At 42.3% G+C, this 12,202-nt stretch carries 14 protein-coding genes; 6 read left to right on the top strand and 8 right to left on the bottom strand.

The features are described 5' to 3' along the window. The first annotated feature begins 157 nt into the window (after positions 1-157). The 5 genes from DP117_RS30590 (at position 158) to DP117_RS30580 (ending at position 4,002) form a co-directional block, all read left to right on the top strand. Positions 158-892, top strand: a complete 735-nt coding sequence (locus tag DP117_RS30590) for an ATP-binding protein (protein ID WP_169221957.1) — start codon at positions 158-160, stop codon at positions 890-892. Positions 893-1,110: 218 nt separating this feature from the next. After that, a complete protein-coding gene (locus DP117_RS35680) occupies positions 1,111-1,452 on the top strand; it encodes a hypothetical protein (protein ID WP_211176436.1) in 342 nt (113 codons plus the stop codon). A gap of 221 nt (positions 1,453-1,673) precedes the next feature. Continuing rightward, a complete protein-coding gene (locus DP117_RS35675; protein WP_211176435.1) occupies positions 1,674-1,994 on the top strand; it encodes a hypothetical protein in 321 nt (106 codons plus the stop codon). Further along, positions 1,991-2,341 (top strand): hypothetical protein, encoded by a 351-nt coding sequence (locus DP117_RS35670; RefSeq protein WP_211176434.1) that lies wholly within the window; start codon positions 1,991-1,993, stop codon positions 2,339-2,341. The genes DP117_RS35675 and DP117_RS35670 overlap by 4 nt, the downstream gene beginning before the upstream one ends. Before the next feature lie 509 nt (positions 2,342-2,850). Next, a complete protein-coding gene (locus DP117_RS30580; RefSeq protein WP_169221959.1) occupies positions 2,851-4,002 on the top strand; it encodes an ISAs1 family transposase in 1,152 nt (383 codons plus the stop codon). Between the two features lie 14 nt (positions 4,003-4,016). On the opposite strand, the gene DP117_RS37385 is transcribed toward DP117_RS30580, so the two are convergent. The 8 genes from DP117_RS37385 to DP117_RS37095 form a co-directional block, all read right to left on the bottom strand. Then, the gene (locus tag DP117_RS37385; RefSeq protein ID WP_169221956.1) at positions 4,017-4,517 is read right to left on the bottom strand and encodes an ATP-binding protein; all 501 of its coding nucleotides are present in this window, start codon (positions 4,515-4,517) and stop codon (positions 4,017-4,019) included. Between the two features lie 98 nt (positions 4,518-4,615). Then, positions 4,616-5,200 carry a hypothetical protein gene (locus tag DP117_RS30570; RefSeq protein WP_169221955.1) on the bottom strand — a complete coding sequence of 195 codons (585 nt, stop codon included), beginning with the start codon at positions 5,198-5,200 and terminating at the stop codon, positions 4,616-4,618. Positions 5,201-5,524: 324 nt separating this feature from the next. Next, positions 5,525-6,319 (bottom strand): hypothetical protein, encoded by a 795-nt coding sequence (locus tag DP117_RS30565; RefSeq protein ID WP_169221954.1) that lies wholly within the window; start codon positions 6,317-6,319, stop codon positions 5,525-5,527. 510 nt (positions 6,320-6,829) lie between these two features. Then, entirely contained in the window at positions 6,830-7,507 is a 678-nt protein-coding gene (locus DP117_RS30560) for a hypothetical protein (RefSeq protein ID WP_169221953.1), read from the bottom strand. Positions 7,508-7,814: 307 nt separating this feature from the next. Continuing rightward, on the bottom strand, positions 7,815-8,315 hold the full coding sequence (locus DP117_RS30555; RefSeq protein WP_169221952.1) for a hypothetical protein: 501 nt from the start codon (positions 8,313-8,315) through the stop codon (positions 7,815-7,817). A 38-nt stretch (positions 8,316-8,353) separates the two neighbouring features. Further along, positions 8,354-9,529, bottom strand: coding sequence for an AAA family ATPase (locus DP117_RS30550; protein WP_169221951.1), 1,176 nt, complete (start codon positions 9,527-9,529; stop codon positions 8,354-8,356). Then, the gene (locus DP117_RS30545) at positions 9,526-10,326 is read right to left on the bottom strand and encodes a hypothetical protein (RefSeq protein ID WP_169221950.1); all 801 of its coding nucleotides are present in this window, start codon (positions 10,324-10,326) and stop codon (positions 9,526-9,528) included. Before DP117_RS30545 ends, DP117_RS30550 begins: the two co-directional genes overlap by 4 nt. 102 nt (positions 10,327-10,428) lie before the next feature. Then, a complete protein-coding gene (locus DP117_RS37095; protein WP_169221958.1) occupies positions 10,429-10,842 on the bottom strand; it encodes a type IV secretion system DNA-binding domain-containing protein in 414 nt (137 codons plus the stop codon). Positions 10,843-11,451: 609 nt separating this feature from the next. Here DP117_RS37095 and DP117_RS30535 point away from each other — a divergent pair. After that, positions 11,452-12,189 carry a reverse transcriptase N-terminal domain-containing protein gene (locus DP117_RS30535; RefSeq protein WP_169221949.1) on the top strand — a complete coding sequence of 246 codons (738 nt, stop codon included), beginning with the start codon at positions 11,452-11,454 and terminating at the stop codon, positions 12,187-12,189. The last annotated feature ends 13 nt before the right edge of the window (positions 12,190-12,202 follow it).

Genomic DNA, 12,202 nt, shown 5'->3' with positions numbered 1-12,202 from the left:
AGCTTAGAGCTTTTCTTAGTGCCATTCGATCCAGAATCAGATTGTTCCCTTGGACTGTAAAGTATTAATTCCTCTCACCGATTCCATCAGGAGCGAACGTACAGCTCATAATTCAATCAAGTCCCCTTGTCAATAGGGTTTGAGACGCGCTAACCCTGTGCTCAAAAGTACGCAAATATCAGTGGTGCTTGGAGCTAGAAGAGTTGGTAAAACTTACTTAATTTATGACTTAATTCAAGACCTAATTGAAGCAGAAGGTGTTGAAGCCAAACACGTTTTCTACTGCGTTCTCAATCATGTTCATTTTAGTGGGCTAGATATTATGGACTTGGTTAAAGCCTATCGTACAATTCACAATCTCCCTAGAGAACAGGAGGTATATCTATTTCTGGACGAAGTTCAACACATTAAAGATTGGGATCAGCAAGTGGCTAACTTGTACGATTCTGAGAAAGTGAAAGTTCTAGTCTCCGGCTCTTCCAGTACTTTGATTAAAAATCAATCTAGTTTTTTGACAGGTAGGCAAAAGCGTTTCCATATTTATCCTCTCGATTTCTCAGAGTTTATCAACTTTAAAAATTACCAACTGACTTTAGCTGAAAGTTACCGCTTGGAGCCTATACTCAAAGAATATTTGGAAGTAGGAGGTTTTCCAGAGTGGGTTCTAGAAAGAGATGAAAGCTATTTATCTGAGCTTTTGGATGCCGTGCTATTTAAAGATATAGTCAGTATCTATCCAGTTACTAACGCCAAATTACTTAAAGACTTGCTTAGGTGGCTGGCCGTCCAACTAACTAAGCCCCTATCTTACAGTAAAATTACTAACATAATAGGCGAGAAAAGTGATAAAACGGTTAACTCACATCTTGCACCTAACCGAACAAACCCGTAAAAGGCAAATAATGAGTACAAAAATATAACAGAAGATGAAGGAGAAAATTTAAGTATATGTAAGTGATAGCGATACTGAATGTAGCCGTAATCTTACATAAGAAGTGTTAAAAAGACAAGATGTAGGGATGAATATTTGCGGCATCCCCTAGGGCGATCGCTAACTTTCATTCCAAAATCTGAATTTGCTTTAATAGCATAAAATATGAGAGAAAGGGCGTGAAATATCGAATCTTTTATAGCAAGAACAATGCTTGCCTACGCCCAAGAGCGCGAGTTGACAGTCTCAAAGACTTAATGCCGACGCAATACCAAAAAGATAATTTTGATGCCATGCTGGGATTATTTTTGTCGGCGCAAGGGCATCCCTTACCTGAACACTCATTAACCAAATCTCCGAGTGCATTGAGTCGGTTTTTAAATATCAATCCTTGGTCAACAAGGGATATGATTCGTATTGTCCGCAGCCATGTATTAGAGACGGTTTCAAAGGTCTTATCAGCATCTGGCAAAGGACGTAGACCATTTTTACAGGTGATCTCTTACCTACGGAACTCTTGAAAAACGGGGTAAATTCAAAGAGTTTGAGGATTTAATCAGAGTTTATAATGGTAAGCGTGGTCTACATATAGTAGTAGTTTATTTAGTTGTAGGAAAGTGGCGCATACCTTGGAGCTTCCGAGTGTGGAGAGGTAAAGGTACACCCTCACCCGCTCAGCTAGGACTCAAGGAACGTTAAGCGTTTACCTAAATCTTTAACCGAAAGTTTTCGGGTAATTATTTTGGCTGATACAGCCAAAGGGAGTGTAGAATTTCTTCACGGTGTACGCAAGTTTAGATATCATGCGGTTACAGGTGTGGCTATTAACCGTAAGTTAGTTGATGGAAGACCTTTAAGAAATTTACACAAACAGGGGCAACAAGTCCATTTGGTTGGTTTAAACTTTCCTGTTACCGTATCTTGGTATTACTTAAAGCGCAATAACGGCAAGCTTGAAAAACGTTTTGTTTTGTCTACTCGACCCATTAAAGCTTCTACTCTCAAATGGTGGGGTAAGCGTCGTTGGCAGATCGAAGGATGGTTTAAAACTGCCAAGCAATGACCCAAAGGGTCACGCTTCGCGAACGCTTCGGTTTACATCGTTTTGGTGAGTCAGCGCTGCAGGAGGGTTTCCCGACAGAGGCGACTGCGAACCCGAAGGGGCAAGGGACTGTGCTTGGTATGTACCGCTGGCTCATCCTTTCTTTAACTGCTTACCTTATAGCCCATTGGAGTTATCTGTATACTCAGGCAGCATCACCACCTGATTGGGGTCAAGCAGCACAAACTGCCAAGGAATCTATCTTCCCCCAAATAGTCGTGTCTCTTCTTTTACTTGAAATCGAACGCCTAGCTCCCCTTGTACATAGTTGTGGTTTTGACATTCATATTTCCAGGTGCAAGATGTGAGTTTAAAAGAACACTTTTGAGGTGCGATCGCCGAAGCCAACGCACTCTTGATCACAAGGGAGTCAAGCAGCTTTTCTATGGAATTTCCAGGATTTTATGTAGAAAATATGATTAGTATTATCCAAAATTCCGTGAATTTCCGTGATGAGATGCACGCATTGCAATTTATGCGCGAATTCGCTAGAAGGCTAAGACCTTTGTCCCACAACCGATTTCACTTTGTGCGCGACGGTCGGTGGCTGAAACCCCTATAAACTCGTTCCCAAAATTTTACGTTATCTGCGAACCCACAGAAAGCATAATATGAGACTTATTCGACAAATGCTTTTATGACACTCAGATCAGGGCAGCGAGCGATCGCATCCACTTGCAACTTGAGTTAATCAGCCAAGTCTCTACTATACATTAGGGTTAGTCTCATGGGATCGGGTTTTAAATCTCCTAATTATTCTCGTGGCTTACGCTCAAAAGCTTTGAGTATAGCTAATGCAGCGGCGTTAACAGAAAAGATGTCATCAATTTTTAGCGAAATAGATGACCCCCGTGTAGAAAGAAACCGTGTGCATTTATTAACAGATATTTTAATCATCGCCATACTATCAGTAATCGCAGGAGCCAAGGGATGGGAGGATATGGAGAATTATGGTTTCAGTAAATACGAGTGGTTGTCACAGTTTTTAAGTTTACCTGAAGGAATCCCCTGTGCGGACACATTTCGGCGAGTTTTTGAGCGTATTAACGCAAAAGTCTTTGAACAATGTTTTAGACGTTGGGTAGAATCGATAGTTGAGTCCGTAGGAGCGCAGGTCATCCCCATTGATGGTAAAACCCTCAAAGGCTCTTATGATAGAGCGCTAGGAAAAACAGCTTTGCACTTAGTTAGTGCATGGTCGAGCCAGCATCGTCTTGTATTGGGACAAGTTAAAGTGGCCGATAAATCAAATGAAATTACTGCAATTCCCGCGTTATTAGAGTTGTTAGATATTGCAGGATGTATTATTACAATTGATGCAATGGGCACGCAAACTGCAATTGCATCTCAAATTTTCAATGCGAAAGCTGACTTCGTTTTAGCGCTTAAAGCTAATCATCCTACGCTTCATGCACAGGTTAAAGACTGGTTTGAGCAACGCTTGCTCCAAGACTTTGAAGGAATTACCCACAGCTACGATGAACGAGTAGAAAAAGACCATCACCGTACCGAAAAAAGGCAAATTTGGTGTGTTCCTGTTTCTGAGCTACCACCTCTACATCATCAAGATGATTGGGTGGGGCTTAAATGTGTGGTTATGGTTGTGCGCGTCAGACATCTATGGAACCAAACAACTCGCGAAGTGCAGTTTTATCTCACTAGTTTGGACTGCGATGGGAGCAAATTAGGACAAGCAATTCGCCTCCACTGGAGCATTGAAAATGGGTTGCATTGGACCCTAGATGTTACCTTCAATGAAGACGCTTGCCGCGTCCGTACTGGTCATGCTCCACAAAATTTGTCATTGCTGCGTCGAATTGCGCTTAACGCTTTGAACTTGGAGCAATCATTCAAGCGTAGTCATCGTCAGAAATCCAATCGAGCTGCTATGGATGACAATTATATGTTGACGATTTTAGCTGCTTGTTTATGTCATCATAATGATGCTTTAAAAGCCTCTTGTCAATAGGGTTTGAAATGCGCTTACCCTGGTAAGTCTAAAAGAACAACCGGAATTGGCATGTTCTCCAAATCAAGCAATAAATTATCAGCACCGCCACGCTGAAAGATATCTGTGAAACGTACTTTATTTTTAAAATGTCTCTGCATTTGGGGATTTGTACGGTCAGAATCGTAAGCAATACATGGCAGATTTTTATTTATAGAAAAATGAAACAAAGCACGAGCAAAGGTACTTTTGCCAACACCTCCTTTATCCCCTGTAACGATAACAAATCTTTTAGGAAAGTTAGACCCTATTTCAAATTCAACAATGTTTTTATCTTGATTAGATTGGCTATCTTCCTTTTTACCTTGATTAGATTTACTGTTTTCCGTTTTACCTTGATTAGATTTACTGTCTTCCGTTTTACCTTGATTAGATTTACTGTCTTCCGTTTTACCTTGATTAGATTGGCTAGCTTCCTTTTTATCTTGATTAGATTGACTGTCTTCGGTATTCAATTTTTGATTGTTATCAGACATTATCCGCTTCCTTCGATTTTTTCGATTTATTTGAGACATAGCATTTCCTGCAAAGCGTAGTGTAGCTTTGCTAAAAATTCTCTAAAAAAGAGAAAATACTAATGACGAGGTTGAATGCAATTTACTAGTTTAAACATTCTATTCATGTAAAAATTCTTCAAAGCTAAAGCTAGTTCTTCATTATTCAAGCTACCGCTGACAACACAAGCATTTAAAGCTTGAACGAACAAGCCGCCCTCCAAAACTCTCAAAAACAGCATTGGCATCATTTTCCTACGATAAGCTAAGATAACAGCAACGTCTAATTCTTGAGCTAAAATCAAATCAGAACTTTCAATCACAAAAGACTGATAAAGGTCTATATAAGATATCGAACTCTTACCAAGCACAAATTGGCAGCAATCTAAGTAGCGATTTCTTAACAGCAAATCTTGTAAATTGGAATTTCCAGAACTTATTTCATTAGGTATATCAATTTCTTTGTAAAGAAAACTAAAGTACAAAGCTTCTAGTGAAGATGAAAAAGTCAAATCTTTGTCAACAAACTTCATGAGAGACATCAAATTTGATGAATCATCTAAACAATCATACTTTCTTGAGGGAAACAACAAAGCCAAAGCATTAACTTCTTTGTTCCCCAAGTTATAAAACCAACGAAATTTGTAACCATCAGATTCTGTCAACAATGAATTCTTATTTGGTCTTTTATGACGAATGCTATGCTGATTTATAAAGACTAGAGCGCCGGTCCAGTAATCGCAATGCCGGGTTAAGTAAGTCGGCGCTAATATTTCAAGCTATGTTAAGAAATTTTAATGTAGGGTGTGTTGTCGCCAAGCGCCGCACCGTCAAGAATTCAAGGTGCGCGATTCCTACGGCATAACACACCCGAAGAGACAATTTATATTTCTTCATATACATTGAATTTTTCTCGCCGACTTACTTACTTCTATGTAAACATATTTAATGCTATTTGATAATTAGATGACTAACGTCTGTTATTTCACTTATTCTCCTAGCACAAACTCTATACTTTGAATTTCTCCTACAATTGGCGCTCCACCTGACTCCTTAGTTAAGGTGAAATAGACATACTTTTCATCATTTATAGTTTGGGTGTGTTTGTTAAGTCTCCATTGATTTTCCTCCCTTTTACCCCAGTAAATTGCTGGAGCTTTAATGAAGTTACCATTTACAATATCGTGTAGAGAAAAAGTAGTTTCTTCTACTTGATTAGTGTCGGGATTACGCAGCTTAAACTTTACGGGTGTGATTGGCTTTGGCCCATAAAAACCATCGTTTACGATAACAAACATTTTTTTACTAGCTAGTAAGTAAAACGGTTCTTGAGACGGCTCAACTCTTAATGTCTCATTGTCTAACAGGGCGGTCGTGACTTGGCAGGGATGAGAAAATTTCAGAATCTGGTTTTTATCGATACTTTCAGGCATCTCCACTAGAGAAATCATTTTGACATTGTAAGAACTCAAGCCGTCATACCTTAGTCCGCTCACAATTCCGCCTATAAAATTATCCGAGAGTACCTCGGTCTGGCCAGTGGCGTATTTACCACTCAATTTAACCTGAACGTAATCTGGTACAAGCCTTACTTTGTCCAACAGATAGTAGATTGAGGCCAGCGTTACTACATTCTTAGTTAGTTTATTGTCCTGCCTATTGAGGCAACTCGTTGAGGTATAATCCTTAACCTCCGGTTTAGGAGTACCACAGGCAGCCAACAGGTGCATAGTCAGCAGGGAGAGAACAAAAAATCCAAAATGGAAAGGTTTGAAAGTGAACATAAGTTATCTGCGAGGTAAATTTTCATCGAATCAGGTTATAAATCCGTTTGGCCACTCTACTAGCCACTCTTTGCACTTCAATCTTTATTTCCTGCCACCAGCCAGGGACAAAAGCCTTCCACCAGACTTTGACTTTGCCAGTTCCAAAGCCTTGCCCGTTGCTTTTGCGTCTTGGGAGAAAGTACAACTGCATGAGTTGAAAGGCTTGCTCATTAAACTCCTCCAAGTCGTGGCAGCGTGCTTGATAAGTTCGCCTGGAAATGTCTAAAACTCCGATTTGCCTGTCCTGTGCCTGTTGCAGCAGATTATCGATTGCTTTTAAGTGGGAGTTTGAACGCCCGATAGCTTCGGCCTGTCGCCGCCAGAGCAGCAGTTCACTAGTGGAGATTTGCCCTGTCCCTTCAGGATTAAAGTAGGAGTAAGGTGGGGCTGATTCAAAAATTTGCTGCCTGTGGTGTGCTTGCTGGTAAGTACTTTCTAATTGCTCCCTCAGATTGGGCGCGTGGCTACTTAGGAGTTCTCCAAGGATTCGGGTGAGTTCTCCGGCAAGGCTTGCGGTAACTGTTTCATATCCTGTCCTCCAGGCATCAGACGGGGATTGCCCTGCATCCGATGGAGCAAAAAAGCCGCACCGCTGCCTTTGCTTTCGCGAATTTGTGAGCGCACCTGCTCAAAGGCCTCAATCACTTCTCCTGAGTTGAGTTGCTGGTTAATGGTCTGTACTACCAGAGCGGGGATAAAAGGGGTAATTTCTTTAACTGAGCGCTCGACCATATCGGCTACCGTTTGGGCTACTACGCCACTAACCATGTCGCTGGCATCTATCGTCTGGTTGGAAGTGAATCCAGAAGCGTCAAACTCCTGCGTGTCAAATTCCTCTTCTAGAGGCTGATTTGCAGCTTGTCCGCCACTTCTTAGAGCAAAGTACTCCTTAACCTGCTTGTATTTCTTGCCAGCATCTAACATCTGACGGGCTGGGATGAAGTAGTTATCTATCTCCTCTTGGGTATACTCCTGTTTGGCAGTATCCAGTCCGCACACTTTCAGCGTTTTATAAACCGTAGTGTCCGATAACTCGAAATTTCTTTGTAAATCTGCCTTGCTGTACATGTGCTTAACCTCAACCTGTGCTATAGGAGTTAGTAAATTTCTGTTAGCTACCAACTGCTGCCAAAGGGTACCAGGCATGGTACCGGCTTGGTAGTGTTGGTAAAAGGCTTGGTAGGAAGACTGTTATTTAGGGTCTGTTGTTTAGCTTTGCCTAAGAACTGATTTTGAGTCTTGATACTTGGGGAAACTGGCTAAAACTTGTCAAACACTTCAGGCTAAAGTCTTGGAGCTTCCTTAGACGGGTTTGTGAAAAATGGCATTGCTTTTAAACGCCTTGTCTGCTAGTAATTGTGTTTCGTGGACTGGAATGTGCATATGTACTGAAATGTGTATACTTACTACACAATCCGTTGACCTGTCCTCCCGCTGCCACCGATTGGCGATGCTAAAGACGGAATTTAGTACTGAAATTCTCCCCGCCTTGAGACCAGGAAACCTGGATTTGGGAAACCTCTTCTGGAAGGGTGGCAGTACAAATCTTGGCCGCACAATTCAAGCTTACTGATTGATTGTCAACCGATAATTGCACATCCGCAACGCTCTTATCAAAACGAATAGTCAGAAAGTTGCCGCTTTTATAGGCTTTTACTTGGGCGACATCTATAGCCGAGCGAGTAGGGGAAGGAGAAGCCGGGTTTGTCTCAGGAGACGGGGAAGGTGCGTAAGGCGGATTTGGCACAGGAGGCTCACTTGGAGTTGTGCCTGGTGTAGTCGGTGCTGGTGGAGGGCTTACCTTCTGATTGCCTAAACTGATGCAGGTGGTACAGAAAATTACCAGGTAGGCAGCAGCTACTATTTGGTATTTGCGACCCAATCGGATAAGGTAGCGCACGCTGTTTTGTATTATTTGCCCTAAAATACCAAAAAAGCTGCCTCGAGGTTCCATTTCAACCTTCTCCTAATCAATCTCCTTTACTTGCCTAATCAGAGCGTCTGCGCTTTAAGAACTCCTCCTGTTACCACAAGACTGGCTGTAGTAGTACCACTGCCTTGCAAATCGATAAAGTCATCACTCAGCAAATCTAAGATTTTTTCCTGAATGCCTCGCCCTCCGTATTTTTCGCCCTCCTCAAAAGTTTCCTCCACCAGCGGGGAAAGGGCTTCTTGCTCAATGACCAGATTGATGCCGTAGCGAGAGGCTACCCGTTTAGCCAGTATCACGGTTAAACGAGCCGAATCAGCTTGATTTAGACGCGGTAGGGGAATGAATTTATCAACCCTTGCGATGAACTCTGGCAAGAAAAAACCTTCCTGCTTGAGAATGTCCTTAGCAGCAATTGGATTTTGGGCAATCTTATCGGCTGCTAAATTGCTGGTTAGGAGGCAAATTGTGTTTTTAGGAGCCACCACACTACCGAGAGTATCGGTAAGCCTGCCTTCGTCAAAAAAAGCCAGTAGTTGTCTCCATAAACTGGGATTAGCTTTTTCCACTTCGTCAAAGAGTAGAAGGCATCTTTTTTTACTGTATCGAATGGCGTTAGGCAACGCTCCTCCTTCTTCACTACCCACATACCCTTTGGCACTGCCCATTAAGTTACTTCCCTTGAAAGCATCGCTGTACTCACCCATATCAAAACGATTTAATTTGGTACTTAAAGCCGTCGCTAAAGCTTTAGACAATTCGGTTTTACCCGTACCAGTCGGGCCAGCAAAAAAGACTACTAAGGGTTTGGAGCAATTTTGAGCCGCCAGTTTGCCCATAACGACCCGCACCAGGGCTTCTATTGCTTCATCTTGACCTATGACCTGGCTTTTGAGACTGGCAATCAGTTCTTCTCGATTGGGCAATTGTCCTCTAGCGCTGAAGGTAAGACTCTTGAAATCAAGAGGTGGTTGGTGGAATTGAGACATAGGCGGGGAAGTGTGAGAGGAAGATGGCGGAGTATAGGATGGGTTTTTAACTGGTGGTTCCCAATCAGGATTCAGCCAAATCTCCAGCATTGGTATTCTCAGGAATTCGGGCAAAAGAGCATAGACAGAGCAGAGAGCTACCAAAACCGCACCCAGCAGCAGGACAAAGGGGAATAGACCTGCCAGAACAGAACCAATGTAGAATATCAGTGCTGTCAGCAGTCCCCACTGTAACAATTTACAAATCAAGAGGCTGGCCTCCAAGTTTGCAATCTCACCAAACTACTCCCTTCCAGTCCCCATTTAACCTGAATTTGATTGGCTCCGTTGCCGCTTTGTTCGTAGTAGAATAAATCAACTTTGTGCCAACCTTTCTCCAAATTGACGCTGCCTCCTTTGACATTGCCCAATGGCTGTCCGTCAATTCTTAAACGCAAATTGTTGGAATCTATATAAAGATTGTCGGGAAAGGAAATTACAAAAGCGTAGTTACCAGATTTTTGAGCTAGAAAGTAGCCGGATACTTCTTGAAACTCAGATTGCCTGACACTGGTTAAACTTAAGCCAGCAACTTCTTTGGTAGTCGTGGGACTGTAATTAATTGGGTCAGGGCGAGAGTTGTTATCCAGATTCTCGTAAATCGATAAAATCGCACCTGGCGTCAGTTTTTTGGGTACACTTAAAGCCACTTGATTAGGTAAGGCAAGAGCAGGCAAAGTATAAGAAGTTGAGCTAGGGGTAGAAGATGTCGAGTCCTGCTTTGGTGTAGGCTGTGGAGACGGTGTTAAGGGAGTTGGACTTTCCGTCTTTAAAGGAGAAGGAGAGGCGGAACTACTTGGATTAGGGGTGGGTATTTCTGTCTGATTCGGGTTAGTTGCTTGCTCTTGAGGTAGTGGAGTATTGTTATTTGTCGCTCCTGGTAGTGTCGTGGGGACTGGCGGAGGACTCAGAAAGTTTCGCAGGATAAACACGTACCCAGCACCAAAAGCAAGCAAGAGAATAATAAGCCAGATAGCTTTGTTTAAGATGTCTCCAAGTATTTTCACAGTTAATTGCTCCAGTTTGCCGTTGCTTGGTTGATTTAGTTTTGGGCAGAGTTTGATAAGTAAGTGGTAAAAAGGAAAAGCACATGCATCAAAAAAATCTGCTTAATTCTCATCGGGGTCTGTATCCCACTGCAAATCTTCCCCGCGTGTAGTTGAGCTTTCCTGCTTTGGATTAGCATTTTCTCCTGACGGCGCTTTTTGATGGCTATTTGCACTTTGAGGATTCGGCGGAATTTGGCGCTGGCTTGGTTCGTTGATTTGGGGTAAGAATTGATAATCAAAGCTAATTAGGGCAGGGTTAAATTCGCACAGCTTCACGTAGGCTTTCATATCGGCTAAATTCTGCAACTGAGAAGACATAACCACTGCCCTAGTCTGTATTAAGCGCTGTAAACTGTTGCGATCGCCTTCCACTCCCTCTCCGAGTTGTCCACTACTATTAACTTGCTCTACCTCTTGCTCTCCTAAAGTTAAAGATTCTTGTTTGGCAGCCCCAGGGTCAGGGGTGCGAAAGATAAGCGCGACTTGAAAGGTCGTTTAGGACGGAGAGCCGACTCTCCTAGAGAATTCACACTCTCTACCCTCATGTAAAAAGACTCTCAAAAGAGTCTGGTCACGCCCAATTAGGTAACGAAACAGGCGGAGTGCAGACCACAAACGTAACCTTAACTACTAGCCTAAACGTGGTAAGGAGCAAGAGGGAGTTTTCCTAAGATGAACGAAAGTGAATTGATGTCTAAACTGCGTCATCGCACAGAGAGCCAAATAAGGCTGATAGGCTCTAACCAAAAGGTAAGTGGGTAGATTTATAGTTTTATCTTCTATGAATCGTGTGAATACAATTCCCACCGCAGGAAAATCAACATCTAACGGAGAACATGCAATAAACGAAACGACAAGGTAAGCCCTACAGAGTCTATGGAAAGGTCGAAAACCCATAGTAAGTCAACCGTAAGGAAGACAGAACTCTCTGGAGGGTAGAGGATGAGAGAAAAAGCGAATGCCCATCTGTAATAGATGGGATAGGGATTCAAACTCTGTCCCTGACCGAAAGGAATAGCAGACTTCTCTTGGGTCTTATGAGAAAGAGACTAAACAAAGAAACTTAATTCGAGGACAAGTTAGATGGTGTATGTAAGTACAACAAACGGACTAAGAAAACCGTTAGAAAACTGGAATCAGGTCAACTGGAAACAGATTAATAAAGCGGTTAAGAATCTGCGTCAACGAATCTTTCTTGCGAGAAAACTTGGTAACTGGAAGAAACTACGAAGTCTCCAAAAGTTAATGCAAAGAAGTCACTCCAACCTATTACTATCTGTTCGGAAAATCACTCAGACCAATAAAGGGAAAGCAACGGCAGGAATTGATAAAGAAACTGTCAATACCCCAAAGCAGCGAGTGAATCTGGTAAATAACTGGGAAGGCGGCAATCAAGACCCAACAAAACGGGTAATGATTCCCAAAGCCAACGGTAAGAAACGACCGCTCGGAATCCCGACCGTGCGTGACAGAATCGAACAGGCAATAATAGTTAATTCACTAGAACCAGAATGGGAAGCCATATTTGAACCAAATTCCTATGGATTCAGACCTGGTAGAAGTTGTCAAGACGCTATAGCACAAAACTGGATAAGATTAAATGCTAGTCCAAATGCTAGAAATGCTTGGGTTCTAGAAGCTGATATTCAAGGCTTCTTTGATAACATTATCCATGAATCTATCCTCAAACAGTTAGGAAACTTCCCTAGAAGAAACTTAATAAAAGGATGGTTAAAAGCTGGATTTATCTTTGAAGGGAAATATAACCCAACACAGACGGGTACACCACAGGGAGGAGTGAGTGTGCTACGAAGCACTTAGTGGTATTGCTTAC

Source organism: Brasilonema sp. UFV-L1 (genome assembly GCF_012912105.1).
GTDB lineage: Bacteria > Cyanobacteriota > Cyanobacteriia > Cyanobacteriales > Nostocaceae > Brasilonema.
The sequence above is the reverse complement of the archived record's forward strand: the minus strand, read 5'-3'. Positions and strand labels throughout refer to the sequence as shown.

What these genes read in the sequence shown, in the direction of transcription:
- DP117_RS30560 (WP_169221953.1), bottom strand. Translation starts at nt 7,507, where the DNA reads ATGCCTGGTACCCTTTGGCAGCAGTTGGTAGCTAACAGAAATTTACTA.
- DP117_RS30580 (WP_169221959.1), top strand. Translation starts at nt 2,851, where the DNA reads ATGTCATCAATTTTTAGCGAAATAGATGACCCCCGTGTAGAAAGAAAC.
- DP117_RS35670 (WP_211176434.1), top strand. Translation starts at nt 1,991, where the DNA reads ATGACCCAAAGGGTCACGCTTCGCGAACGCTTCGGTTTACATCGTTTT.
- DP117_RS30555 (WP_169221952.1), bottom strand. Translation starts at nt 8,315, where the DNA reads ATGGAACCTCGAGGCAGCTTTTTTGGTATTTTAGGGCAAATAATACAA.
- DP117_RS37385 (WP_169221956.1), bottom strand. Translation starts at nt 4,517, where the DNA reads ATGTCTGATAACAATCAAAAATTGAATACCGAAGACAGTCAATCTAAT.
- DP117_RS30535 (WP_169221949.1), top strand. Translation starts at nt 11,452, where the DNA reads ATGGTGTATGTAAGTACAACAAACGGACTAAGAAAACCGTTAGAAAAC.
- DP117_RS30565 (WP_169221954.1), bottom strand. Translation starts at nt 6,319, where the DNA reads ATGTTCACTTTCAAACCTTTCCATTTTGGATTTTTTGTTCTCTCCCTG.